Genomic DNA, 23,642 nt, shown 5'->3' with positions numbered 1-23,642 from the left:
TCATGACCGAGACCTCTCAAGCCATCGCGATCTATGTGGATGCGGATGCCTGCCCGGTGAAGAGCGAGGTCTACAAGGTCGCCGAGCGCCACAGGGTGAAGGTTTTCGTGGTGGCGAACGCGTTTCTCAATGTGCCGCAGAGCCCATTGATCGAGCGCGTGGTGGTGAGTTCCGGCTTCGACGCTGCAGACGACTGGATCGCGGAGCGGGCACGCCGCGGCGCCATCGTCATCACCGCAGATATTCCGCTGGCCCATCGCTGCGTGACAGCCGGCGCGGACGTGATCGGCCCTACGGGCAAGCCCTTTACGGAAGCCTCCATCGGCATGGCCCTCGCCACAAGAAACCTTATGGAAGACCTGCGCGCCATGGGCGACGTGACCGGCGGACCGAAGCCGTTTTCCCAGAAGGACAGGTCGGCCTTTCTCTCCGCGCTCGACGTGGCAATCAACCGCCTCAAGCGTGCGGGATTTGGCGCAGTTTCTCCTTAAAACCCTCAAGATTTTCCGGCGTCAGCGGGCCGATATGCTTGTGCCGGATCATGCCGTCCGGGCCAACGATAAAAGTTTCCGGCACGCCGTAGACGCCCCAGTCGATGGAGGCGCGGCCATTCGGATCGACGCCCACGGCGGCATACGGATTGCCGAGCGCGCCGAGAAAGCGGCGGGCGTTGTCCGGGTTGTCCTTCTGGTTGATGCCGACAAGCCGGATCGACGGGTCCTTAGCGAGATCCACGAGCAGCGGATGCTCCACGCGGCAGGGGCCACACCAGGAAGCCCAGACGTTCACGATGGTGACGCGGCCCTTCAGATCCTCGTTGGAGAAGCCCGGCACGGGCTTGCCATCGGCCAAAAGCCCTTCGAGGGGCGCGAGGCTGAAGGTGGGCACGGGCTTGTTGAGAAGCGCGGAGGGCAGATCCGCCGGATTGCGGCCCGAGGTGAGCTGCACGAAGAACAGCACCGCCAGAACGAGGAAGACGACGCCTGGCAGGATGAAGATCAGCCGCGAGCGCGGCGCGGTTGCCTCAGCCACGACGCGACCTCCGGCCGATTCCACGGGATTCGAGATCGGCCAGAGCGCGCACCTGGGCGCGATGATCGATCACGGCGCGCAAGGTGAGTCCCAGGATCACGAGCGCGGTGAGAATGTAGGAGAATGCAATGAAGAACGTATGCGTCATCAGGCAGCCTGTGCATCGAGGCGCTCGGCCTCAAGGATGTTCAGCGTGCGCACGCGGCGGCGCAGGATTTCCGTGCGGATGCCGGACAGGTGCAGCGCCACGCCGATCAGCGTGAAGGCAACGGCCATGATCAGCAGCGGCACGAGCATGGAGGTATGGATCGTCGGACCATCGAGGCGGAACACGGAAGCCGGCTGGTGCAGGGTGTTCCACCAGTCGACGGAGAACTTCACGATGGGCACGTTCACCGCGCCGACGAGGGTGAGGATCGACACAGCGCGGGCGGCGCGGTTCGGCTCCTCGATGGCGCGCCAGAGCGCCAGGATGCCGAGGTAAATGAGCAGCATGACCAGCATGGAGGTGAGCCGCGCATCCCATTGCCAATAGGTGCCCCACATGGGCTTACCCCAGAGCGAGCCGGTCACGAGGCAGATCAGGGTGAAGGCCGCGCCGATGGGGGCTGCCGCCTTCTGCGATACATCCGCCAAGGGATGGCGCCATACGAGCGTGCCCAAGGCCGAGCTTGCCATGATCATGTAGAAGAACAGGGACAGCCAGGCCGCCGGCACGTGGATGTACATGATCTTCACGGTCTCGCCCTGCTGGTAATCGGCGGGCGCGACGAACCAGACCAGATAAAGACCCACGGCAAGCAAAAGCACGGCCAGCCCCGTCACCCAAGGCAGAAGGGCGCCGCTGAGGCTCATGAAGCGGGTGGGATTGGCAAGCTCACGGATCATACGCACGATGTAGCGGCCCTTGCGCGCGCCTGCAACGAGGAGCGCTTCTCACGCAGAATAACGTTTTCGCCAGAATCGGCGTTCTTTAACGGGTAAAAACGTTCTCCGGCACTCCGGTATTGTCCGTAACGAAGCCCTTGTCATCCCCAGCGTTTCGCAGAACCGGGAATGACGGCACGGCCCCGCCTTTCAATCGCCATGGGACAGGTTATGGTCTTTGCATCTTTGTTGCGGAGCAAGCCATGCGCCTTCCGGCCTTTAGCCTCATCGTCTTCAGCCTTTGCGGGGGAGCCCAGGCGCAGGAGATCTCCCTTCGCCTGCCGGTCGCCTGCGAGATCGGGCGCACCTGCTTCATTCAGAAATACCTGGATCACGATCCCTCCACGGAGGTCCGTGATTACCAATGCGGCTCCCTGGGCGACGACAAGCATGACGGCACCGATTTCAGGCTCCTGAACATGCCTGCGCAACAGGCCGGCGTCGATGTGGTGGCGGCAGCGGACGGAAAAGTGGCGAGCACCCGCGAGGGTGTGCCCGACGCTTTCGTTCGAAAGGAGGATGTGGAGAAGATCTCAAAGATCGGCTGCGGCAATGCGGTGGTCATCGACCACGGCAACGGATGGCGCACGGCCTATTGCCATATGGCGAAGGGCAGCCTCACGGTGCGGTCCGGCCGGGAAGTGAAGGCCGGCGAGAAGATCGGGCAGGTCGGCCTCTCGGGTTTGACCGAATTTCCCCACCTTCATTTCACCGTCCTCAAGGACGGCAAGCCTGTCGATCCCTTCGCCTATGGTGCGCCGGATAAGTCCTGCGGTGGTGGAAAGTCCCTCTGGGACGCCTCCCTGCAGCCCTCGCTCGCCTATCAGACGGGCACCGTGCTCAACAAAGGTTTCGCCCCCGGCCCGGTGAGCATGGAGGCGATTGAATCGGGATCGGTCGAGCAGGATGTCCCAACGACGCGCTCCCCTGCCCTCGTCGCCTATGTGCGCACGATCGCCCTCAAAGGCGGCGACGTGCAGACGCTCACGCTCTTCGACGCAGATGGAAAGCCGGTGGCTCAGAACAAAGCCCCGCCCCTCGACCGCACCAAGGCGCAGTGGATGATGTTCGCCGGCATCAAGCAGCCGTCGGGCGGGTTCAAACCGGGCCTCTACCGCGCGATCTATCGCGTGGAGCGGGACGGCAAGCCAGACATCGAGCAGGCTTTCGGGATCAACCTTCGCCCCTGACGGACAAAGGACATCCCTCATGCGCCGTGCGACTGTCCGGCGGCGCCTCTTCGCGCTCGTTCAATCCGTAGTCTCGCAGCACGCCCGCAACGCGCAGGCGATAATCCCTGAAGGTGCCGGCGCGGCCCCGGCTCTGCGTGGCGCGGTGGGACGGCAGGTTGCGCCAGGCCCGCACCGCATCCTCGTCACGCCAGAACGACAGCGACAAAAGCTTGTCTGGCTCGCTGAGGCTCTGGAAGCGCTCGATGGAGATGAAGCCATCCGTCGTGAGGAGTTCGGAGCGCAGCGCTGCGGCAAGGTCGAGATAATCCCGCTTCCCGCTATCGCCATCGGGCCAGACTTCGAAGATCACCGCGATCATGGTTTCAAGAGCTCCGTGTGAGGCGTTGAGGCCAAACGCAGGAAGATCCGGTCCTCCCGGCGGATGAACTGCTCACGCTTGGCGAATTCGTAATTGGCGCGCCCCATCGGATCATTGCGCAGGCGCTCGCGATAGGCCTCGTACGCCGCTAGGTCTTTGATGTTGTAGACGCCGTAGGCAATGGTGCTGGAGCCTTCGTGCGGCGCGTAATAGCCGATGAGATCGGCACCGCAGCGGGGAATGGCCTGCCCCCAGCTGCGGGCATATTCCTCGAAGGCGGATACTTTGAAGGGGTCGATTTCGTAGCGAATGAAGCAGGTGATCATCGATGGGTATCCTGTTGGCAGAGACAGTTCGGTCTTAGCCGATGGATCGTCGCCGATGCTTCGGCTATGATCGAAGTATGAAAGAAGGCCCCATCATCGCATCCGTTGCCGCGCTTCTGGGCGATCCAGCGCGCGCCAATATTCTCACCGCCCTCATGGATGGGCGGGCATTGACGGTGAGCGAGCTTGCGGAGGCGGCGGGCGTTACGCTCCAGACGACAAGCGGACACCTGTCCAAGCTCGAAGCGGCCAATCTGCTGAGCGCGGAGAAACAAGGGCGGCACCGGTATTATCGCCTCTCCGGCCCCGATGTGGCGGAGGTTCTGGAGGCGCTGATGGGCCTTGCCCAGCGCACGGGGGCGACCCGCGTGCGGACCGGCCCGAAGGATATGGCGCTGAGATCGGCCCGCACCTGTTATGACCACCTCGCCGGCGAGCGGGGTGTGGCCCTGCTCAGAGGAGCGCAGCGCCAAGGTCTTCTCGAAGACGGGCAGGATTTGGCCCTGACCGACAAGGGGCACGCTTTCTTCACCGCATTTGGGATCGACGTGGCAGCCCTGGAGAAAGGGCGCCGCCCGGTATGCCGCGCCTGCCTCGACTGGAGCGAGAGGCGCAACCATCTCGGCGGCTCCCTCGGTGCCGCGGTGCTGTCCCGGATGATCGAAAAGCAATGGGTCCGGCGTGAGGCAGGGCGTGTGCTGACTTTCACCTGCGAAGGCGCAGACGGCTTCGACGCGACGTTCGGCGCCGAAGCCCGCTGAGTCGGCTTTACTCTCCCGACCGCAAGGCCGCAGCCGCGCCTACCGTGCCGACCACAGCCGCAACCAGCGACAGCGCGATGAGGATCAGGAACGGGGTGGCGAAGGGTACCGTGCCTCCCACGGCTGCGTTCGCCGCCGAGACCCCGAAGATCAGCGTCGGAATCATGAAGGGCAGCACCAGGATCGCCAGGATCAGGCCGCCGCGCCGAAGCGATGCGGTGAGCGCCGCCCCCACCGCGCCGATGAAGGTGAGCGCGGGCGTGCCCACCAGCAGGGTCGCCACCATGGCGAGCATACCTTCCGGCGAGAGCGCCACGAGCAGGCCGAAGAGGGGTGTGGCGACGGCAAGCGGCAGGCCGGTGGTGAGCCAGTAGGCGATCACTTTGGCGAGCACGATCAATTCGAGGGGCGCAGGCGACAGCCGCAGCAGCTCGAGGGAGCCGTCCTCCTGATCCGCCTGGAACAGCCGGTCGAGGCCGATGAGGGTCGCGAGCAGGGCCGCGATCCAGAGAATCGCCGGGCCGATTCGCGACAGGAGGTTGAGATCGGGGCCGAGCGCGAAGGGAATCAGCGTCACGATCATCAGGAAGAAGATGAGGCCCATGACGCCGGAGCCGCCCACGCGGGCGGCGAGCTTCAGGTCGCGGATCAGGAGCGCGCGGAAGGAACGGATCATTGCCACTCTCCCGCAGCAGCGGAAGGGGCAGCACTACGCTCGATCCTGATTTCCTTCGGCTCGGACAGAAACAGGGGCGCGTGCGTGGTGGCGGCAATCATGCCCCCCTTGGCACGATGATCTTCCAGGAGTTCGCGCAAGGTTTCCTGCGAAGCGACATCGAGCGCCGAGGTCGGCTCGTCGAGAAGCCACAAGGGACGATACGCCACGAGCAGGCGGGCGAGCGCCACGCGGTGGCGCTGGCCGGCCGAGAGATAGCCCACCGGCAGACGGGCCGCGTGGACAAGGCCCACCGCCTCCAGGGCCTCGCGGGCGGACAAGGCCGGGTTTCCGAGAAAATCCTGGGCGAAATCCAGATTCTCCTGGGCGGTCAGGGCGCTTTTGAGGGCATCCCGGTGGCCCACATAATGGAGGCATTCGGGCAGGCTGCGCTCTCCAGCCCCCTCCCAGAGCACCTTGCCCCCGGCTGGGTGGAGCCGACCGGCCAGCAGCTCCAGCAGGGTCGATTTGCCGGCCCCGTTGCGCCCGGTGATGACGAGGGCTTCTCCGGGCAGCAGGGTGAACGACACACCTTCGAAGATCCGGCGGCCGCCCCGCTCGCAGGCCAAATTGTTAACGCTCAGACGCAAACCCTGCCCCAAACTTCGACCCCTGCCCTCTTTGCACCCCAGAATGGTTCTAAACCGTGTAGCCGGACGGTTCGAAATGATCTATAGCACCCCTGGCTGCGCCGCGCGCCAAGGCGTCCAATCCGCCTCGCGCGCTTCTCCCCTGTCCGGGCGCCCCCGGAGCGGCGCGCGCTTTTCGCGCTTTCGGCCGAACAAAGTGTTCGTTCGTAACCCAAATGCACGCGAGGATTCGCCGTGACGCTCAACAGCAATAGCTTCAATGCCCGCCAGACCCTCCAGGTCGGCGACAAGACCTACACCTATTACTCGCTCAAGGAGGCCGAGAAGAACGGCCTGACCGGCGCCTCCAAGCTGCCCTTCTCCATGAAGGTGCTGCTTGAGAACCTGCTCCGCTACGAGGATGGCCGCACGGTCACCAAGGCCGACATCCAGGCCGTGGCCGAATGGCTGAACAACAAGGGCAAGGACGAGAAGGAAATCGCCTATCGCCCCGCCCGCGTGCTGATGCAGGACTTCACCGGCGTTCCCGCCGTGGTGGACCTCGCCGCCATGCGCGACGCCATGAAGAACCTCGGCGGCGACCCGCGCAAGATCAACCCGCTCGTGCCCGTCGATCTCGTGATCGACCACTCGGTGATCGTGGACGAGTTCGGCACGCCCCGCGCCTTCGACCGCAACGTGGAGCTGGAATACCAGCGCAACGGCGAGCGCTACCGCTTCCTCAAGTGGGGCCAGACCGCGTTCGAGAATTTCTCGGTCGTTCCTCCCGGCACCGGCATCTGCCACCAGGTGAACCTGGAATTCCTCTCCCAGACCGTGTGGACCCGCAAGGATTCCGCCACGGGTGAGGAAGTGGCCTATCCGGACACCCTGGTCGGCACCGATTCGCACACCACCATGGTCAACGGCCTTGCCGTTCTCGGCTGGGGCGTGGGCGGCATCGAGGCCGAGGCTGCCATGCTCGGCCAGCCGGTTTCCATGCTCATTCCGGAAGTCATCGGCTTCAAGCTCACCGGCAAGCTGAAGGAAGGCGTGACCGCCACCGACCTGGTGCTCACCGTCACCCAGATGCTGCGCAAGAAGGGCGTGGTCGGCAAGTTCGTGGAGTTCTACGGCCCCGGCCTCACGGATATGTCCGTGGCCGATCGCGCGACCATCGGCAACATGGCTCCGGAATACGGTGCCACCTGCGGCTTCTTCCCTGTCGACCAGAAGACCGTCGACTACCTCAAAACCACCAGCCGCACGGATGAGCGCGTGGCCCTCGTCGAGGCTTATGCCAAGGCCCAGGGCATGTGGCTCACCCCCGACATGGCCGACCCGGTGTTCACGGACACCCTCGAGCTCGACCTCGGCGACGTGGTGCCCTCGCTCGCGGGCCCCAAGCGTCCGCAGGACCGCGTGACCCTCGACACCTCCAAGACCGAGTTCCTCGGTGCTATGGAGAAGGAGTTCCGCAAGGCTGAGGAGATCGGCAAGCGCGTGAAGGTGGACGGCGCCAACTACGATCTCGGCCACGGCGACGTGGTGATCGCGGCGATCACCTCCTGCACCAACACCTCGAACCCGAGCGTGATGATCGGCGCGGGCCTTCTCGCCCGCAACGCCGTCGCCAAGGGCCTGAAGTCCAAGCCGTGGGTGAAGACCTCGCTGGCGCCCGGATCGCAGATCGTCGAGGAATACTTCAAGAAGGCTGGTCTCCAGGGGGATCTGGATGCGCTGGGCTTCAACCTCGTCGGCTTCGGCTGCACCACCTGCATCGGCAATTCCGGCCCGCTGCCGGAGAACATCTCGAAGGCGATCAACGACAACGACCTCGTGGCCGTGTCGGTGCTCTCGGGCAACCGCAACTTCGAGGGCCGCGTGAACCCGGACGTGCGCGCGAACTACCTCGCCTCGCCTCCGCTGGTGGTGGCCTACGCGCTCGCCGGCTCCATGCTGGTGGACCTCGCGAAGGATCCGCTCGGCACGGACCAGGACGGCAAGCCGGTGTACCTGAAGGACATCTGGCCGTCCTCGACCGAGGTGCAGGATTTCATCGACCGCACGATCACGAGCGAACTATTCAAGACCCGCTACTCCGACGTGTTCGCAGGCGACGAGAACTGGAAGAAGGTCACCTTCGAGCCGGGCCTCACCTACGAGTGGGACATGGGCTCCACCTATGTGCAGAACCCGCCCTACTTCGAAGGCATGACCAAGGAGCCGAAGCCGGTTCAGGATATCCTGAACGCGCGGATCCTGGGTCTCTTCCAGGACTCGATCACCACCGACCATATCTCGCCCGCGGGCAACATCCGCGCCGCGTCTCCAGCCGGTGAATACCTGCAGTCGCATCAGGTGCGCGTCGCCGACTTCAACCAGTACGGCACCCGTCGCGGCAACCACGAAGTCATGATGCGCGGCACGTTCGCCAACATCCGCATCAAGAACCAGATGGTGAAGGACGAGAGCGGCCACGTGGTCGAAGGCGGCTACACCATCCATCACCCGTCGGGCGAGCGGATGTTCATCTACGACGCTGCCATGCGCTACAAGGACGAGGGCGTTCCGCTCGTCATCCTCGCAGGCAAGGAATACGGCACCGGCTCGTCGCGCGACTGGGCGGCGAAGGGCACCAACCTGCTCGGCGTCCGCGCCGTGATCGCCGAGAGCTTCGAGCGCATCCATCGCTCGAACCTCGTCGGCATGGGCGTGGCTCCCTTCGTGTTCCAGGGCGATACCTCCTGGGCGTCGCTTGGCCTGAAGGGCGATGAGACGATCACCATCAAGGGCCTGGCTGGCGAGCTGAAGCCGCGCCAGGTCATGGACATGGAAATCACCTCCGCCGACGGCTCGGTGAAGCGCGTACCCCTGCTTTGCCGCATCGATACGCTCGAGGAAGTCGAGTACTTCCGCAACGGCGGCATCCTGCACTACGTGCTGCGCCAGCTCGCTGCTTAAGGCAAACAAATGAAAACGCCCGCTCTTCGGACAAGGAGCGGCCGAAACGGAACAAGAGAGCCCGGGCGATCATTCCATCGCCCGGGCTTTTTGATTCAGATCACGAAGAAATCGTCGTGGGCGATCTTCTTGTTCTTGCCGATATTGGCGAACACCACCTGTCCGCCTCCCTTGCTGCCGTTGGCGTCGTACCAGAGATCGCCGGTCTTCTTGTTGTAGCCGACGTAGTCGTTGCCGTCCTTCGCCTTCGCACCGAGCACGAAGAAGTCCTTCTTGAGCTTGCCGGTCTTCTTGAGGGCTTTGAAGATCTGGTTCTCCAACTGAATCGTGTCGTCGCGATGGTTCCAGTCGAGGATGTTGTCCTTGTTCGTCCTGGCGTCCGGCTTGGTGTCGAACACGAAAATGTCCTTGCCTCCTCCACCTCGGAGCTGATCGTTGCCGAGGCCGCCATAAATTTTGTTGGCGCCCGCATTCCCCTCGATCACATTGGCAAGCGCGTTTCCGGTCAGGTTGAGAGAGGCTGCGCCCAGAGCGGTCAAGTGCTCTACTTCGGCCGAAAGGGCGTGGCTCACGGTGGTGTAAACCTGATCGATGCCGCCGTTGAAGGCTTCCACGATCCGGTCGCCCGTGCTGTCGACATGGTAGATGTCGTCGCCGCCTCCGCCCTGCATTGTATCGGCGCCAGCGCCGCCGTTGATCTCGTTCGCAGCATCATTGCCGGTGATCACGTTGTCGAGGCCGTTGCCGGTGAGCGCCAACGCGCCGGATCCGGACGCCGTCAGGTTTTCGATGAAACTCTCCAGGCCGCGGCTGTAAGACGTCACGACCGTATCGACGCCCGATGAATCGACGATGACATCGCCCGCGCTGTCCACGTAGTAAGTGTCGTTGCCGGCGCCACCATCCATAACGTCGTTGCCGATGCCGCCGTCGAGGACATCGTCGCCACCCTGTCCGGAGAGGCGATCATTGCCGCCGGCGCCTCTGAGCACATCGTGTCCTGTGGTGCCGACATATTGATCGTCGGCCTCGCTGCCGTTCAGCACGATTGCTTGGCTGCGCGGATCCAGGATCTGTCCCCAGATCTCTTGAGTATCATTGGCGGACCCGATCTTCCCGTCCCATGTGAGAACGATCCGCCCATCGGCCAAAGCAACGATGGAGCTCGCTGTATTACCGTTGTCGATTGCAGCGACCGTATCGGAGCCCGACCGCGTGCCGTCTGCCTTGAAAGTGACAACGCGGAAAACACGCTCGAACTTTGCGGGATCCGGAATATCCGCGAAACCTACAGCGAAGCCGCCGTCTTTCGTTGCCGTGACCACCGGGTTCGACTGATCGTTGTGAGTTGTCGTGTTCACGACGAACTCACCGCCATGCATCGTGCCGTTGGCGTTATAAATCTGCGCCTTGATGGAGGATCCCGAGCCGTCTCCCGTTCCCGGCTCAAGGTGGCGCCAGACGACGACAAAGCGACCATCGGCCAGCGCAACCGCGGATGGGTCCATCTTCGTGCCGCGCGAACTCGGCACCACGAATTCCGACGTGCCCGGTGCAGGCTGGCCATCCGCCGTCATGATGCGGCCTCGGATCGTGCTCATGGACGGATCGTCCGCGCTCATGCTCTGATCCGTATAGAACACGACATAGCGGCCATCCTTGAGACCGATGACAGTGTTGGAGGCCTGGTCGCGGGTCTTCGTCCCGTTGACATAGGTTTCGGGCCCGAACTTCTGCACATTGGCATCATAGGCCTGCGCCAGAATTCCCTGGCCGGATCCATCCCCCGCCGCTGGCGACGATTGCCCCGGATCATCCGTGTACGTGACGACGAAGCCGCCATTGGCTGTGGCGGAGACAGTGGCATCCATCTGGCTGCCGATGCGAGGCGTATTGATATGGAAGCTATTGCCCGCCTCGGACCCGTCCATCTTGTAGACCCGTCCCCAGACACCGTTACCCATTTCGCCGTCGTGCCCACTGGAATCGGTCCACACGACGACGAAACGCCCATCATTTAGGACAGCGATGGAAGGATTGCTCTGGTTGCGAATGGTGATCTCGTTGATGAGGAACTCGCCGCCCTTCTTCGTTCCATCGGCGTTGAGGATCTGGCCGCGTACAGCGGTTTCGCTCTGGTCAGCGCCTGTTTGGCTCGTATCGGTCCATACGGCGACGAAACTACCGTTCGGCAACGCTGCGATCTTCGGGAAATACTGGGCGCCCCCCGCAGTCGTGTTGATTTGAAATTTTTGACCCCAAAGATTGGCCGACATGAAATGATCCCCTCAAATGAACAGGCATGACACGATCTATGAATGGCTTTTGATACTTAATATCGTTAAAATCAATTGACTGTGCGACATAGCATCCCGCACCGGGGTTCCTTGCGGCGTTTTGCCTGTGCGCCCGGTACCCACTTTGGCGTAAACAGGCGGGGCTTCGCTGGGCATTCTCAGGGATCCGTTAACGCCCCGTTAACCCTGTTTCAGCGAAGATCTTTTCGTTGTTTTTCAAGACATTGCCTTACAGCCATGAGCGACCTTCTCGTCAGTATCCGCCACGCGAAGCCCGATGATGCCCCGGCTCTCTCGAAGGTGTTCGATGCGGCATGGCGAGAGGCTTACACCGGCATCATTCCCGGGGTGACACTGGAGAAGATGTTCGCTCGGCGCGGGGAGCGCTGGTGGCGCTCCACGGTGACTCGCGGACGCCCCCTCGTGGTGCTGGATATCGGCCAGGGCATTGCGGGCTATGCCTCCTACGGCCGCTGCCGGGACCGCTCCCTGCCGGCCGATGGGGAGATCGACGAGATCTATCTGCTGCCGGAATATCAGGGGATCGGGCTCGGGCGGCGCCTGTTCAAGGCGGTTCTCAACGACCTGCGCCATGAGGGTATGGCGCGCGTGGCGGTGTGGGCGCTGGCCGAGAACGAGCGTGCCTGCGCCTTCTACCAGGGCCTCGGCGGCCGCAGCATCGCCCGGGTCGAGGAGCGGATCGGGGGCATGCCCCTTGCCAAAGTCGCCTATCTCTTTCGCTAGCATCGGGTGGAAAAGTGGTCCCGGTTTTCCACGCCAAACGATGCGCCTTTTGAAAGGGAGCATCGGATTAATCCCAAAAGTGGGTTCCACTTTTGGGTCCGAGGCTCCAAACCCGTTTTTGGTTCTTGTTGCGCGCGCTCACTCCGGCTAGTGAAGCGCGGAAAGCCTCATGGGCAGATCCGGAAAACCCGGCCTGATCCCTGAGGGCTTCATTTTGCTGCATTGATCGGTGAAACAAGCCTTTCTCACCGAGGTCGATGCCTCGAGCCTTGTTCCGGAGAACACCTCTATGCGCCTTGACGCGATCCCGATTGGAAAGAACCCGCCTGAGGATGTGAACGTCGTCATCGAAGTGCCGCTCGGCGGCGAGCCCATCAAGTACGAGATGGACAAGGAGTCGGGTGCTCTCTTCGTCGACCGCTTCCTCTATACCGCCATGCGGTATCCCGGAAACTACGGATTCATTCCGCACACCCTGTCCGGCGACGGTGACCCCTGCGACGTGCTCATCGCCAACACCCGCGCCATCGCGCCCGGCGCCGTCATGAACGTGCGCCCCGTCGGCGTGCTCGTGATGGAGGACGACGGCGGCCAGGACGAGAAGATCATCGCCGTGCCGTCGAGCAAGCTCACCCAGCGCTACGACCGGGTGAAGACCTATACCGACCTGCCCGAGATCACCCTCAAGCAGATCGAGCACTTCTTCGAGCATTACAAGGATCTCGAGCCCGGCAAATGGGCCAAGATCATCCGCTGGGGCGACGCGGCCGAGGCACATCGCCTGATCCGGGAAGCCATCGAGCGGGCGAAGAAGCCGGCTTAAGAACCGCACTGGCCGGATCCCCTCCGGCCATTCGAGCTTGAAAGCCCGGCTCCTGCGAGCCGGGCTTTTGTTTGGGCAGGATCAGAAGATGAAAAAGTCCTTGTGCGTGAGGGCAAGGTTCTTCTGGATCATTGCGAACTGGACAGCCTTGGCCTTGCCGGTCCCATCTGGATCGTAGAACAGCGCGCCCGACTTCTTGTCGTAGATGATGCGGTCGTCCCTGTCCTTGACCTTGTTGCCAACCACGAAGGCCTTTTTCGCGAGGGTCCCCTTCGAGATCTTGTTGAAGGCGGAGCGGGCCAGGTGGATCGTGTCATCGGCGGGGCTGAAATCTGTGATGTTGTCGATATTCGTGCGCGCATTGGGCCGCATGTCGAACACGAAAGTATCCCTGCCGCTGCCCCCGTTCAGCATGTCGTTGCCGTTGCCGCCGTAAAGGACGTCGCTGCCGTCACCGCCATACAGGGTATCGGCCCCGTTGCCGCCATAGAGGAGATCGTCGCCGCTCGGGAGATCGCCATTTCCGCCGACGACGACGTCGTTTCCTTCGCCGCCGTAAACTGTGTCGTTTCCAGCGCAGCCATAAAGCCGGTCGTTGCCGTTACCGCCATCGAGCAGGTCGTTCCCGTTGGCCTCGTCGCCATCGGAATCGCCGCCGACGACAAGATCATCTCCGTCGCCGCCATAAAGCGAGTCGTTGCCGTTGCTGCCATAAAGCGAGTCATTGCCGCCCAGACCGGAGAACCAATCGTTGCCGCTCTCGCCCGTGAGCCGATCGCTCGCAGCCGTGCCGGTGCGGACGATCGGCGTGTACTCGATGACATTCGTCACGTTGACGGTGATCGTCTTGAAGAATTCGCCGCCCCATTTGTCTACGGCTCTGACGACAATCTCATGTGAGGTCGCGCTCTCGTAGTCGAACGCGCCGTTCACAAGCAGCTGCGTTCCGTTCAGCTTGAATCGCCCGCCCGCATCGTTGCTCAGGGAGTAGGTGAGCGAATCCTCATCAGGATCGGAACCGTTGATGTAGCCGATATGAGACTCGCTCGTTGCATCCTCCCGCACGCTGGACGTGGACAAGGTGATGCTGCTCGGATTCTGGTTGCGTACGGCAATGATGACATCATCGTCGCTCGTATTGGGATCCCCCAGAAACTTGAGGAAACGAACGTTCTTCAGTTTATCGGTTCCATCCCGGTCGGCGACCAGGTCCTTGACGGTGAATTCGACATTGTCACCATCGACATTGATGGGAAATTCGTATTCCTCCCTCTTGCCTGAGAAGACGGCCATGTCGTTGCCTTGGCCGCCGTCGATGGTGTCATCGCCCTTGCCGCCCTGGAAAGTGTCGTTGCCACCATTGCCGATAAGCTCGTTGGCTTTGTCGTTTCCGGTGATCGTATCGGAACCGCCGCCGCCTTCGACATGCTCAATTTCGTAGAGGGTATCCTTGCCGTAGCCGCCCGTATCCTGAGCGTGGGTCAATCCGAGATTGACCGTAACGGCGGCCGTGCCTGTGTAACGGACCCAGTCCTTATCGCCCTCTCCGCCGTCGAGAGTGTCGTTGCCGGCACCGCCTTCAAGTGTATCGTCGCCTTTGCCGCCTTGCAGGTAATTGTCGTCATCGTTGCCGATCAACCGATCGTTGTGATCGCCGCCGATGACGTTCTCGATGCTGATCAGCGTGTCCCTGTCATGGTTGCCGCCGATGCTCTGCTCGACACTCTGCCGCAGATCGACGGTGACCGAGCCGGTGGCATCCGAGTAATCGACCGTGTCGATGCCGGCGCCGCCATGGATGTAATCATTACCTTGGCCGCCCGAGAAGGTTTCGTCACCGGAGCCACCATAGGCTGTGTCGTTGCCTTTCCCGAGCAAAACCTTGCCGATGACGCTGCCGCCGCCGCCCTCGTAGATGTCGTCGCCTTCGTCGAGGTCGATCGCGACATCGCTGTTCACGGAGCGGATGATGCCGGTATTGACGACTCTGTCGCTGCCTTTTCCGCCGCGAATTGCGTTATCCTCGGTTTCCGTCCCTGTGGCCGTGATCACGCCCGAATTGAACACCTGCAACCCGCCGGTGCCCGTCATCTCGATGCCTGTCCGACCCTGGATGGCACCCTGGTTCGAGATAATGCCCTCGCCACCCTGGGAGAACCGGACAGCGCTGCCGGACAGGGACCAGATGAAGCCGTTGCTGTTGAAGAGCCTGTTTGTGCCTTGCGCCGCAAATTCGATCCCGGTGCTCTGGCTGCGGATGGTCGCTCCGGAGATGAGGGTGATGTCTTGGATGCCCAGAGCACGGATCCCGACTCCTGGGATCCCGCCATTTGCGTCTCTCGTAAGCGTAAGGCCGATAATCGCCGTTCCCGCGGTGAGCTTGAGAGCTCCATCTGTATCATAATCGGCAGGCGGGTTATTAGCAGGATCAGGATCAAAATAGTAATCGGCCATGGATTTCTTCCGCGAAAGCAAAGGAATGATGGCTGATTGTGATATGTTATTTCATAAGAAAGGGAAAGAGCGTTATCTAGCTGATTTCCGACGCGCCTTTGCAGTTCTTCTCTGACCTTCCTCTGAGGCGTGTGCTTTCCTTCAGAGCGCCTCGCCCTTGAGAAGCCTCGGAACGTCCTCTCGTCTGAGGCCTGCCGCCTCGCGGATGAAGAAGCGTTTCAAGCCCGGCATCCGGTCGACGAGCCCGAGGCCAAGATCGCGAATCAGGCGCACAGGCAACAGGTCGTTCGAGAACAGCCGGTTCAGGCCGTCGGTCACGATGCCCATGGCCGTGATGTCGGCCCGCCGCGCGCGTTCGTATTGCATGAGCACGTCGGCGCCGCCCGGATCCTGACCCAGCCGCATGGCGTCGGTGATGATCTCGGCCAGGGCCGCCACGTCGTGTAGGCCGAGATTGAGACCCTGCCCTGCGATGGGATGAATGAGATGGGCGGCATCGCCCAGAAGAACGAGGCGCTCGCCCACGAAGGAGCGCGCCACGCCGAACGCCAGCGGAAAGGCCTGGGGCTTGGTCTCGAAGGCAATCCTGCCGAGCTGCAGGCCGAAGCGCTTCTCGAGCTCGGCAAGCAGATCCTCCGGGTGGGATTCAAGCAGAACCGGCACGTTCTCGCTGCGCTCGCTCCAGACGATGGAGGAACGGTGCTGCACCGATCCATCGGGGCGCGTTTCGTCCTTGAGCGGCAGGATCGCGAAGGGACCGGCAGGCAGGAAATGCTCCACCGCCCTGCCCTCGTGGTCGCGCTCGTGGGAGATCGTGGCGACGATGCCGGATTGGTTGTAGGGCCAATAGATCCAGCCGATGCCGGCCTGCTCGCGCAAACGGGAGCGCGCGCCGTCGGCCGCGACAAGAAGAGTGGCGGAAAGTGTTTCGCCGCCCGTCAGCTCCACATCGGTATGCGCGGCATGCGAGGTAAAGCCCTTCACGCCCTCGGGCTTCAAGGTCACACCGGCTTCCCGGCATGCCTCGAGCAGCAGCGCCGTCAGGTCGCCCGCGGTCACCATATGAGCGAAAGCCTCGCCGTCCACCGCGCCTTCGAAAGTGAGATAGGTGGGGCGAATCGGGTCCTGTAGGCTCGAATCCGTGATCACCATGTCGAGGATCGGCTGGGCCTTTTCAGACACCGCATCCCAGACGCCGAGCGCCTGGAACATGCGCCGGGCAGCCGCGGCGATGGCATAGGAGCGCCGGTCCCCATGCGGGTCGCGGGAGAGCGCGGGGTCGCACATGATCACATCGACGCCGTCGGCAAGCGCCCGCTTGAGGGCAAGCGAGAGAGACAGTCCGGCCAGGCCTCCGCCTGCAATGACGATGCGCGACCGTCCCATGTCTGCTGCAGCCATGTTCTTCTCCTCGCCTCTCACGGGTGGCGGCAATCCGGGTACGCATCGCGTCGCCTTATCCCGCGTCGATCGTTATAGGTTGGGTGTCAGCGATCCATTGACCAGCGTCAAGCTTGACCTTCGCACGACACTCGCCGATGGATGACTCGTTTCTTCTTGAGGATCACCGATTCATGTCCCGCGCCGTCACGGATCTTCTTTCCATTCTCGACCTCGAGCAGCTCGAAGTGAACCTGTTTCGCGGCCAGAGCCCGAAGAGCGGATGGCAGCGGGTCTTCGGCGGGCAGGTGATCGGCCAGTCACTGGTGGCCGCCACGCGCACCGTGGATGGGCGCCATCCTCATTCGCTTCATTGCTATTTCATGCTGCCGGGCGATCCCAAGGTGCCGATCATCTACGAGGTGGACCGCATCCGGGACGGCAAGAGCTTCACCACCCGCCGCGTGGTGGCGACCCAGCACGGCCAGGCGATCTTCGCCATGTCCGCCTCGTTCCAGGTGGATGAAGGCGGCTTCGAACATCAGGCCGAGATGCCGAAGGTGCCGAGCCCCGACGAGCTCCCCTCCGAGGAAGAGGTGAAGGGCGGCCTGCTGCTTCAGATGCCCGAGCCCATGCGCACCTATTACGAGCGCGAGCGCCCGCTGGAGATCCGCCCCGTCGAAATCGAGCGGTATATCTCCCGCAAGCCCGGAGAGCCGCGCTTTCATGTGTGGATCAAGACCACCGGCCGCCTGCCGGACGATCCGGCCATCCACCAATGCGTGCTGGCCTATGCGTCCGACATGACCCTGCTCGATACGTCGCTAATCCCCCACGGCCTCACTGTGTTCGACCCCACCGTCCAGGCGGCGAGCCTCGACCACGCCATGTGGTTCCACCGCCCCTTCCGGGCCGATGAGTGGCTGCTCTATGCGCAGGACACCCCGAATGCCGGCAGCGCTCGCGGCTTTTCCCGCGGCCTGATCTTCAGGCAGGACGGTACCCTTGTCGCTTCGGTGGCGCAGGAAGGTCTTATCCGGGATCGGTCCTGAACCGAGAGCTGCACAGAAATTAAGCAAATAGGGTTTTTCCTGGCCATTTCCGGGCTGCCTATGAAAGAGGCAGGCCTGCTGACGCCTGTCTAAACAGACTTGGCATGCTCCTTGCATATCCCTTTCCGACACCTGCCGAAGGAGGCGGGTTCGCATGGAAACCATGGCCTGCTTCCTGCAGGCCAGCGTCTCAAAGGGGGCAAGACCCATGAAAATCGTGATGGCGGTCATCAAGCCGTTCAAGCTGGAGGAGGTGCGTGACGCGCTCACCGCCTTGGGCGTACACGGCCTCACCGTGACCGAGGTGAAGGGATACGGACGGCAGAAGGGCCATACGGAGATCTACCGCGGCGCGGAATATGCCGTGAGCTTCCTGCCGAAGATCAAGATCGAGGTGGCGGTGGCATCCGACCTCGTGTCGCAGGTGATCGAAGCGATCACGGCCGCCGCCCGCACAGGTCAGATCGGCGACGGAAAGATCTTCGTCACATCGCTCGAGAAAGCGGTCCGCATCCGCACGGGCGAGACCGATACCGACGCCCTGTAATCCCTTTTTCAATGGTTTTCCGGAGTTTGATCCGATGAAGTTCCGTCATCTCATTCTGCCCGCCCTCGGTGCGCTGGCGCTCGGCCTTGCTGCCATCGATCCCGCCCTCGCGCAGGACGCCGCCGCGCCCGCAGCCGACGCGGCTGCTGCAGCTCCCACCGTCAATAAGGGCGACACTGCCTGGATGCTGGTTTCCGCGCTCCTCGTGATCCTCATGACGATCCCGGGCCTTGCCCTGTTCTACGGCGGCCTCGTACGCACGAAGAACATGCTGTCCGTGCTCATGCAGGTCTTCGCGGTGTTCAGCCTCGTGTCGATCCTGTGGGTGTTCTATGGCTACTCGCTCGCCTTCACCTCCGGCGGCGAGGGTACGCTCGGCGCCATCATCGGCGGATTCTCGAAGGCCTTTCTCGCAGGCGTGACGACGGATTCCACCGCCGACACCTTCACGAAGGGCGTCGCCATTCCGGAATTCAGCTTCATCGCCTTCCAGCTCACCTTCGCGTGCATCACGCCCGCCCTGATCGTCGGCGCCTTCGCCGAGCGCATCAAGTTCTCGGCGGTGATGCTGTTTACGGGCCTGTGGTTCACCTTCGTGTATCTGCCCATCGCGCACATGGTGTGGTTCTCGGAAGGCTATCTCTTCGGCCTCGGGGCCCTCGACTTCGCGGGCGGCACGGTAGTGCACATCAACTCGGGCGTCGCCGGTCTCGTGGGCGCTCTCATGGTCGGCAAGCGCATCGGCTATGGCCGCGACCTGATGGCCCCGCACTCGCTTACCCTCACCTTCGTCGGCGCATGCCTTCTGTGGGTCGGCTGGTTCGGCTTCAACGCAGGTTCCAACCTGGAAGCCACAGGCGGCGCGGCTCTCGCCCTGCTGAACACGATCCTCGCCCCCGCCGCCGCCGGTCTTGCCTGGATGACCGTCGAAGCCTTCGAAAAGGGCAAGGCCTCGCTGCTGGGCATCGCATCGGGCGCCGTCGCGGGTCTGGTCGCCATCACGCCGGCCGCAGGTCTTTCGGGCCCAATGGGCTCCATCGTGCTCGGCCTCGTTGCGGGCGCGGGCTGCTACTTCGCCGTGACCTCTCTGAAGAACGCCCTCGGCTATGACGACGCGCTCGACGTGTTCGGCATCCACGGCATCGGCGGCATCATCGGCGCCATCGGCACCGGCATCGTGGCCGCTCCGCTCCTCGGCGGCACCGGCGCGGGCGAATACAGCATCGGCGGTCAGGTCTGGACGCAGATCATCGCGACTGTCGTGACCCTGCTCTGGACCGGCATCGGCTCCTTCGTGCTCTACAAGATCGTCGACCTGATCGTCGGCCTGCGTGTCACGCAGGATGCCGAACGCGAGGGTCTTGACCTCGCCGATCACGGCGAGCGCGCCTACAACTACTGAGCATCATCCGCATCGCGCGAGCACACTCGCACGATGCGGCAACGAAGCCTTCCAGAGGCTCAAAAGAAAAGCCCCGGCCCACATGGCCGGGGCTTTTCCGGTTCATGGAATCAGCCGGTTTCAGTGGCTCACGGACTTCGAGAACATGTTGACCACGACCACGCCGGCAATGATCAAACCCATGCCGATGATTGCAGGCATGTCGAGCGCCTGCTTGAACCAGATCCACCCGACGGCAGAGATCAGCACGATGCCGATACCAGACCAGATGGCGTAGGCAATTCCCACCGGAATGGCCCGCAGCGTCAGCGATAGAAAGAAGAAGGCAAGCCCGTAGCCGAACAGGACGATGAGGCTTGGACCCAGACGCGAAAAGCCTTCAGAGGCCTTCAGAGCGGAGGTCGCGACGACCTCCGCCACGATGGCAACACCGAGATAGAGATAGCTCACGCGCCTCATCCGTTCTTGATCAGCTGCTTCAACTTCCCGCGCCGGATCTCCGCCGTTTCCTGGAAGTTCGACGTGCCGTAGAAATCGCCCTTGCTGTCCATCAGGAAAATCGTGGCCGAGTGATCCATGGTGTAACCGCCATCGGTCGGCACCTTGCGATAATAGATCTTGTACTCCTTCGCGACCGCCGCGATTTCCTCGTCCGTTCCAGTCAGCCCCACGATGCGCGGGTCGAAGGAAGAGAGATAGGTTTTCATCAACTCCGGCGTGTCCTGCGCGGGATCGACGGTGATGAAGGCGATCCGCAGCTTATCGGCGTCCGATCCCAGCGACGCGAGATCCTGCGTGAGATCGTAGAGCGTCGTCGGACAAACTTCCGGACAATGGGTGAAGCCGAAGAACACGGCGAAGGGCTTGCCCTTCAGATCCGCATCCGTGAACGGCTTGCCCTCATGCGACGTCAGCCGGAAAGGCCCGCCGATGGGCACGCGTCCGGCGCTTTGCTGCTGCTGCGGCTGCAGGATGAAGAACGCCGTGGTGAGCAGGATACCCAGACCCGCGAGAAACACCGCGAGCGGGATGATGAGGGAGCGTTTGAAAGTCATCGTTCGCGTGCCTCCTTAGTGGTGCTGATGGTGGCCGGCGGCGGGAGCAGCGCCCCCCATGCCGCGAACGGTGTATTCCACAGCCACCGTTCCGGCCTTCTCGAACACGAGCGTGCCTTTCATGACTTGGCCTTCGGCGAGCGGTGCCGTCAGATCCATGAACATGAGGTGATAGCCGCCGGGCTTCAACTCGAGGGTCGCGCCCGGCTTGATCTCGAGGCCGCCTGCGACCTGCTTCATGCGCATGATGTCGTTTTCCATGGTCATCTCATGCACCTCGACCCGCGAAGCATTCGGGAACGAGCCGCCGATCAGGCGGTCGGATTCCTTGCCGGTGTTGGTGATGCGCAGATAACCGCCGCCGACTTTCGCGCCGCCAGGCGTCGCCCGCGACCAGGGCTGCTCGATGGTGAGCGCGCCAGCCTTCTGCGCAGCGGGCGCAGCATGGGCGGCTGCCGCGATCTTTACGCCCGGTGCAGGCGAGGCCAGCTTGTGCGGATCCTCGCCGGCGGCAGGCACCTGCGTCCATTCCTGAGTGCCCTTCTCGCATTCCTGCACGACGGGGAAATAAACCGTCGCTCCCGGCTGAAACGCATCGGTGAAGCGAGCCTGGAACACGAACTCGTCGTAATGGGCATCGTCGAGCGAGCCTGTCCAGACGATGTCGGTCACGCCCTCGGACACCGCTTCGCCCTGAACCTGATAGGCGCGCACATAGGCGCCTTTTGCCGTCTCCAGCTTCCAGCCCGGCTTCGGCATGGGTTTGACGGCAACGACGCCTTCGGGAATGCGCACACGCACTTTGAGGGTCGGCGTGCCGTCGCAGCCATGCGGGATGCGCAGGATCGCCTTGTAGCTTGAATTGGGAGCGGCCTGCGCCGCTTCGAAGCTCACATGGGCGAAAGCGGGGGTAGATACGGCAATGAGAGCGGCTGCGACGAGCGCACCGCGGGTAGGTGACGACAACATGGGAAGGATCCTGTGGGAGTTCGGGTGATCGATGAAGGCACAATCAGCCGAGGCGCGGCGGCGCGCGCGATCCGACAGGAAGAACGTTGGAGAAGGGGCGTATGTCCGCAGAGACGGCCCGCACCGTCGCCTTGATCGCGACAGGCATGAGACGATCGGCCGAAACCTGCTCGGGCAAGGGACCGGCCGGCCCCGCGCTATAACAGCTCAGGATGCAGCAGAGCCCGTCATGGGCTTTGGCCGGATCATGATCCGGCAGGCGTTGGCCGTCCTGCAGGCAGAGGATGCCCTGGGGTCCGGCTGCTTCGGCCGCATGAGCGGCCCCGCTGAGTGAGACCAGGACCGTCTGCAGCACGAGCGCATAGGCCAGCAGCACCGTGAGAACGGCGCGTTTGAAAGCCGTGGTGGTGCCCGTGCGCGTCATAGCCGGCACACTGGTCCCTTCCACCCCGTCCGTCAACAGCGGCAAAGAAGCGACAGGGTTAATAGGCCCTTAACCCCCGGCCTCTAAGCTCAGGGCAAGATTGTCTCATTTATCTGGTTTTCAGAGTGGTTTGATGCGTACGGCACGCCGTTCCTCTTCTTCCGCCTATGACGGCCTGTTCAGCGGTCTGCGGGCTTTCCTCGCCCGCCGGACGCAGGAGCTGACGGGCCTGTGCCTGGTCGCCACAGCCGGTGCGGTGGCGGTGGCGCTCGCCACCTGGTCGGTGGACGACCCGAGCCTCAACAACGCCACCGATCTGCCGGTCCATAATGCGCTCGGCTGGCCCGGCGCCATCGTGGCCGACCTGCTGATGCAGCTTCTGGGCCTCGGGGCCATCGCCGCTGTCCTGCCGCTGGCGCTGTGGGGCTGGCGCCTCATGAAATCGGGCGAACTCGGCCGTTTGCAGCTGCGATTCGCCCTTTGGGTGCTTGGCGCGGGCGCGGCGACAGCGCTCGCCAGCGCCATGCCTGCCACGGATCGCTGGCCCCTGCCGACGGGCCTGGGCGGCGTCGCAGGCGATGCGGTTCTCACCGGCGCAAAGGCCATCACCGGCCTGTCCAGCGGTTCGGCCAGCGCCGTTCTGGGCTTCCTCTTCGCCGGCATCGCGATTTTAAGCCTCACCGCCGCCTGCGGCATCAGCCCGCACGAGGAGCGCGCCTACGATGAACCGGAGGAGGAGGCTCCCCGACCCGTCAAGCGCCGCCAGATCGCCGACTTGGACGATCCTGACGATGCAGGTCACGACGAGCCCGGCTGGGGCATCGTGTCGCTTGGGGCGCTTGCCCATGGAGTCATGAGCCTTCGCGCCAGCGCACGCCGCTGGAGCGAGCGCCGTCACGCGCCTGAAGAGGATGAGGAATACGAGGCCGAGCCGCAACCGCGCAGAACCAAGCGCGATGGCATCGCCGTTCGCCGGGAGCCGGTACTCGATGCGCCCCCACCCCGCGCTGCGCGGACAGCGCCCGCGCCGGTCTATGAGGACGACGACACCTATGACGATGAGCCCATGGCCCAGCCGGTGCCCCGCGCCGCCATGCGGCCCGAGCCCGTCTCCGCCCGCGTCGGACCTGTGCCTGCCGCCCCCAAGCCCGGCAAGCGCATGGCCCGCGAGGCGCAGCCGTCCCTGCTTGATGAAGAGAATTACCAGCTGCCGCAGTTGAACCTGCTGGCCGAGCCCAAAAAATCCTCGGCTCCGTTGATCTCGGCGGAAGCGCTGGAGCAGAACGCCAACCTGCTCGAAGGCACGCTGGAGGATTTCGGCGTGCGCGGCGCCATCACCAAGGTGAGCCCCGGTCCTGTGGTGACGTTGTATGAGCTTGAGCCTGCGCCTGGGACGAAGTCGTCGCGGGTGATCTCGCTGGCCGACGACATCGCCCGCTCCATGAGCGCCGTCTCCGCCCGCGTCGCCGTGGTCCAGGGCCGCAATGCCATCGGCATCGAGCTGCCCAACCACAAGCGCGAGACCGTCTACCTGCGCGAGCTGCTCGCCTCCCAGGACTTCGAGACCTCCAAGCAGAAGCTCGCCCTGTGCCTGGGCAAGACCATCGGCGGCGAGCCCGTCATCGCCGATCTCGCCCGCATGCCCCACCT

General features: G+C 63.2%; 24 protein-coding genes. 10 read left to right on the top strand and 14 right to left on the bottom strand.

What is annotated here, in order from left to right; genetic code table 11:
• The first annotated feature begins 2 nt into the window (after positions 1 to 2).
• A complete protein-coding gene (locus tag BLP10_RS03650) occupies positions 3 to 491 on the top strand; it encodes a YaiI/YqxD family protein (protein ID WP_091130246.1) in 489 nt (162 codons plus the stop codon).
• Here the strand turns inward: BLP10_RS03650 and BLP10_RS03645 are convergent.
• From BLP10_RS03645 to BLP10_RS03635, 3 genes are read right to left on the bottom strand one after another with little or no spacing between them, the layout of a single operon-like run.
• Positions 457 to 1,032: a DsbE family thiol:disulfide interchange protein gene (locus tag BLP10_RS03645; RefSeq protein ID WP_244510384.1), complete on the bottom strand. Its 576-nt coding sequence runs from the start codon at positions 1,030 to 1,032 to the stop codon at positions 457 to 459. The two genes, BLP10_RS03650 and BLP10_RS03645, sit on opposite strands and share 35 nt — an antisense overlap.
• Entirely contained in the window at positions 1,025 to 1,180 is a 156-nt protein-coding gene (gene ccmD / locus BLP10_RS03640; RefSeq protein WP_091130239.1) for a heme exporter protein CcmD, read from the bottom strand. Before ccmD ends, BLP10_RS03645 begins: the two co-directional genes overlap by 8 nt.
• Positions 1,180 to 1,920: a heme ABC transporter permease gene (locus BLP10_RS03635; RefSeq protein WP_091130235.1), complete on the bottom strand. Its 741-nt coding sequence runs from the start codon at positions 1,918 to 1,920 to the stop codon at positions 1,180 to 1,182. Before BLP10_RS03635 ends, ccmD begins: the two co-directional genes overlap by 1 nt.
• A gap of 242 nt (positions 1,921 to 2,162) precedes the next feature.
• Here BLP10_RS03635 and BLP10_RS03630 point away from each other — a divergent pair, with 242 nt between their 5' ends.
• Positions 2,163 to 3,149, top strand: a complete 987-nt coding sequence (locus BLP10_RS03630; protein WP_091130232.1) for a M23 family metallopeptidase — start codon at positions 2,163 to 2,165, stop codon at positions 3,147 to 3,149.
• On the opposite strand, the gene BLP10_RS03625 is transcribed toward BLP10_RS03630, so the two are convergent.
• Complete coding sequence (locus BLP10_RS03625; RefSeq protein ID WP_091130229.1) at positions 3,133 to 3,510, bottom strand: antibiotic biosynthesis monooxygenase family protein; 378 nt, start codon at positions 3,508 to 3,510, stop codon at positions 3,133 to 3,135. The genes BLP10_RS03630 and BLP10_RS03625 overlap by 17 nt on opposite strands.
• Entirely contained in the window at positions 3,507 to 3,836 is a 330-nt protein-coding gene (locus tag BLP10_RS03620) for an NIPSNAP family protein (protein ID WP_091130226.1), read from the bottom strand. Before BLP10_RS03620 ends, BLP10_RS03625 begins: the two co-directional genes overlap by 4 nt.
• Positions 3,837 to 3,913: 77 nt before the next feature.
• On the opposite strand from BLP10_RS03620, the gene BLP10_RS03615 reads away from it, so the two are divergent.
• Positions 3,914 to 4,597: an ArsR/SmtB family transcription factor gene (locus tag BLP10_RS03615; RefSeq protein WP_091130224.1), complete on the top strand. Its 684-nt coding sequence runs from the start codon at positions 3,914 to 3,916 to the stop codon at positions 4,595 to 4,597.
• A gap of 7 nt (positions 4,598 to 4,604) precedes the next feature.
• On the opposite strand, the gene ccmB is transcribed toward BLP10_RS03615, so the two are convergent.
• Positions 4,605 to 5,273, bottom strand: a complete 669-nt coding sequence (gene ccmB, locus BLP10_RS03610) for a heme exporter protein CcmB (RefSeq protein WP_091130220.1) — start codon at positions 5,271 to 5,273, stop codon at positions 4,605 to 4,607.
• Positions 5,270 to 5,902 carry a heme ABC exporter ATP-binding protein CcmA gene (gene ccmA, locus BLP10_RS03605; protein ID WP_091130217.1) on the bottom strand — a complete coding sequence of 211 codons (633 nt, stop codon included), beginning with the start codon at positions 5,900 to 5,902 and terminating at the stop codon, positions 5,270 to 5,272. The genes ccmB and ccmA overlap by 4 nt, the downstream gene beginning before the upstream one ends.
• 234 nt (positions 5,903 to 6,136) lie before the next feature.
• Here ccmA and acnA point away from each other — a divergent pair, with 234 nt between their 5' ends.
• Positions 6,137 to 8,845 carry an aconitate hydratase AcnA gene (gene acnA / locus BLP10_RS03600; RefSeq protein WP_091130213.1) on the top strand — a complete coding sequence of 903 codons (2,709 nt, stop codon included), beginning with the start codon at positions 6,137 to 6,139 and terminating at the stop codon, positions 8,843 to 8,845.
• 95 nt (positions 8,846 to 8,940) lie between these two features.
• On the opposite strand, the gene BLP10_RS03595 is transcribed toward acnA, so the two are convergent.
• Positions 8,941 to 11,121, bottom strand: a complete 2,181-nt coding sequence (locus BLP10_RS03595; RefSeq protein WP_091130210.1) for a calcium-binding protein — start codon at positions 11,119 to 11,121, stop codon at positions 8,941 to 8,943.
• A gap of 258 nt (positions 11,122 to 11,379) precedes the next feature.
• Between BLP10_RS03595 and BLP10_RS03590 the strand changes: the two genes are divergently transcribed.
• The gene (locus BLP10_RS03590; RefSeq protein ID WP_091130207.1) at positions 11,380 to 11,886 is read left to right on the top strand and encodes a GNAT family N-acetyltransferase; all 507 of its coding nucleotides are present in this window, start codon (positions 11,380 to 11,382) and stop codon (positions 11,884 to 11,886) included.
• Between the two features lie 289 nt (positions 11,887 to 12,175).
• A complete protein-coding gene (gene ppa, locus BLP10_RS03585) occupies positions 12,176 to 12,709 on the top strand; it encodes an inorganic diphosphatase (protein WP_091131949.1) in 534 nt (177 codons plus the stop codon).
• Positions 12,710 to 12,790: 81 nt separating this feature from the next.
• Here the strand turns inward: ppa and BLP10_RS03580 are convergent, their stop codons facing one another.
• Both BLP10_RS03580 and BLP10_RS03575 read right to left on the bottom strand, forming a co-directional pair.
• A complete protein-coding gene (locus tag BLP10_RS03580) occupies positions 12,791 to 15,163 on the bottom strand; it encodes a calcium-binding protein (protein ID WP_091130204.1) in 2,373 nt (790 codons plus the stop codon).
• Between the two features lie 141 nt (positions 15,164 to 15,304).
• Complete coding sequence (locus BLP10_RS03575) at positions 15,305 to 16,564, bottom strand: ubiquinone biosynthesis hydroxylase (RefSeq protein ID WP_091130201.1); 1,260 nt, start codon at positions 16,562 to 16,564, stop codon at positions 15,305 to 15,307.
• A gap of 173 nt (positions 16,565 to 16,737) precedes the next feature.
• Here BLP10_RS03575 and tesB point away from each other — a divergent pair, with 173 nt between their 5' ends.
• The 3 genes from tesB to BLP10_RS03560 all read left to right on the top strand — a co-directional run bounded on the left by tesB (position 16,738) and on the right by BLP10_RS03560 (position 19,544).
• Positions 16,738 to 17,595, top strand: a complete 858-nt coding sequence (tesB, locus tag BLP10_RS03570; protein ID WP_091130197.1) for an acyl-CoA thioesterase II — start codon at positions 16,738 to 16,740, stop codon at positions 17,593 to 17,595.
• Positions 17,596 to 17,803: 208 nt separating this feature from the next.
• Positions 17,804 to 18,142 carry a P-II family nitrogen regulator gene (locus BLP10_RS03565; RefSeq protein ID WP_091131946.1) on the top strand — a complete coding sequence of 113 codons (339 nt, stop codon included), beginning with the start codon at positions 17,804 to 17,806 and terminating at the stop codon, positions 18,140 to 18,142.
• A gap of 34 nt (positions 18,143 to 18,176) precedes the next feature.
• Positions 18,177 to 19,544, top strand: coding sequence for an ammonium transporter (locus BLP10_RS03560; protein ID WP_091130193.1), 1,368 nt, complete (start codon positions 18,177 to 18,179; stop codon positions 19,542 to 19,544).
• Positions 19,545 to 19,664: 120 nt separating this feature from the next.
• Here the strand turns inward: BLP10_RS03560 and BLP10_RS03555 are convergent, their stop codons facing one another.
• From BLP10_RS03555 to BLP10_RS03540, 4 genes are read right to left on the bottom strand one after another with little or no spacing between them, the layout of a single operon-like run.
• Positions 19,665 to 20,003, bottom strand: coding sequence for a DMT family transporter (locus tag BLP10_RS03555; RefSeq protein ID WP_139165428.1), 339 nt, complete (start codon positions 20,001 to 20,003; stop codon positions 19,665 to 19,667).
• Positions 20,000 to 20,599, bottom strand: a complete 600-nt coding sequence (locus tag BLP10_RS03550; protein WP_091130189.1) for an SCO family protein — start codon at positions 20,597 to 20,599, stop codon at positions 20,000 to 20,002. The genes BLP10_RS03555 and BLP10_RS03550 overlap by 4 nt, the downstream gene beginning before the upstream one ends.
• 15 nt (positions 20,600 to 20,614) lie before the next feature.
• Positions 20,615 to 21,568 carry a DUF1775 domain-containing protein gene (locus tag BLP10_RS03545; protein WP_342025891.1) on the bottom strand — a complete coding sequence of 318 codons (954 nt, stop codon included), beginning with the start codon at positions 21,566 to 21,568 and terminating at the stop codon, positions 20,615 to 20,617.
• Positions 21,569 to 21,611: 43 nt separating this feature from the next.
• The gene (locus tag BLP10_RS03540) at positions 21,612 to 22,001 is read right to left on the bottom strand and encodes a hypothetical protein (protein WP_139165427.1); all 390 of its coding nucleotides are present in this window, start codon (positions 21,999 to 22,001) and stop codon (positions 21,612 to 21,614) included.
• Between the two features lie 124 nt (positions 22,002 to 22,125).
• Between BLP10_RS03540 and BLP10_RS03535 the strand changes: the two genes are divergently transcribed.
• On the top strand, positions 22,126 to 23,642 hold a 1,517-nt coding region (locus BLP10_RS03535; protein ID WP_139165426.1), incomplete at its 3' end, for a DNA translocase FtsK 4TM domain-containing protein.

This window comes from Microvirga guangxiensis (assembly GCF_900102135.1).
In the GTDB taxonomy this organism is placed as follows: Bacteria; Pseudomonadota; Alphaproteobacteria; order Rhizobiales; family Beijerinckiaceae; genus Microvirga; species Microvirga guangxiensis.
The sequence above is the reverse complement of the archived record's forward strand: the minus strand, read 5'-3'. Positions and strand labels throughout refer to the sequence as shown.

Coding starts and splice junctions, on each gene's coding strand:
- BLP10_RS03650 (WP_091130246.1), top strand. CDS start 3: ATGACCGAGACCTCTCAAGCCATCGCGATCTATGTGGATGCGGATGCC.
- ccmD (WP_091130239.1), bottom strand. CDS start 1,180: ATGACGCATACGTTCTTCATTGCATTCTCCTACATTCTCACCGCGCTC.
- BLP10_RS03635 (WP_091130235.1), bottom strand. CDS start 1,920: ATGATCCGTGAGCTTGCCAATCCCACCCGCTTCATGAGCCTCAGCGGC.
- BLP10_RS03630 (WP_091130232.1), top strand. CDS start 2,163: ATGCGCCTTCCGGCCTTTAGCCTCATCGTCTTCAGCCTTTGCGGGGGA.
- BLP10_RS03625 (WP_091130229.1), bottom strand. CDS start 3,510: ATGATCGCGGTGATCTTCGAAGTCTGGCCCGATGGCGATAGCGGGAAG.
- BLP10_RS03620 (WP_091130226.1), bottom strand. CDS start 3,836: ATGATCACCTGCTTCATTCGCTACGAAATCGACCCCTTCAAAGTATCC.
- BLP10_RS03615 (WP_091130224.1), top strand. CDS start 3,914: ATGAAAGAAGGCCCCATCATCGCATCCGTTGCCGCGCTTCTGGGCGAT.
- ccmB (WP_091130220.1), bottom strand. CDS start 5,273: ATGATCCGTTCCTTCCGCGCGCTCCTGATCCGCGACCTGAAGCTCGCC.
- BLP10_RS03595 (WP_091130210.1), bottom strand. CDS start 11,121: ATGTCGGCCAATCTTTGGGGTCAAAAATTTCAAATCAACACGACTGCG.
- BLP10_RS03590 (WP_091130207.1), top strand. CDS start 11,380: ATGAGCGACCTTCTCGTCAGTATCCGCCACGCGAAGCCCGATGATGCC.
- ppa (WP_091131949.1), top strand. CDS start 12,176: ATGCGCCTTGACGCGATCCCGATTGGAAAGAACCCGCCTGAGGATGTG.
- BLP10_RS03580 (WP_091130204.1), bottom strand. CDS start 15,163: ATGGCCGATTACTATTTTGATCCTGATCCTGCTAATAACCCGCCTGCC.
- BLP10_RS03575 (WP_091130201.1), bottom strand. CDS start 16,564: ATGGCTGCAGCAGACATGGGACGGTCGCGCATCGTCATTGCAGGCGGA.
- tesB (WP_091130197.1), top strand. CDS start 16,738: ATGTCCCGCGCCGTCACGGATCTTCTTTCCATTCTCGACCTCGAGCAG.
- BLP10_RS03565 (WP_091131946.1), top strand. CDS start 17,804: ATGAAAATCGTGATGGCGGTCATCAAGCCGTTCAAGCTGGAGGAGGTG.
- BLP10_RS03560 (WP_091130193.1), top strand. CDS start 18,177: ATGAAGTTCCGTCATCTCATTCTGCCCGCCCTCGGTGCGCTGGCGCTC.
- BLP10_RS03555 (WP_139165428.1), bottom strand. CDS start 20,003: ATGAGGCGCGTGAGCTATCTCTATCTCGGTGTTGCCATCGTGGCGGAG.
- BLP10_RS03550 (WP_091130189.1), bottom strand. CDS start 20,599: ATGACTTTCAAACGCTCCCTCATCATCCCGCTCGCGGTGTTTCTCGCG.
- BLP10_RS03545 (WP_342025891.1), bottom strand. CDS start 21,568: ATGTTGTCGTCACCTACCCGCGGTGCGCTCGTCGCAGCCGCTCTCATT.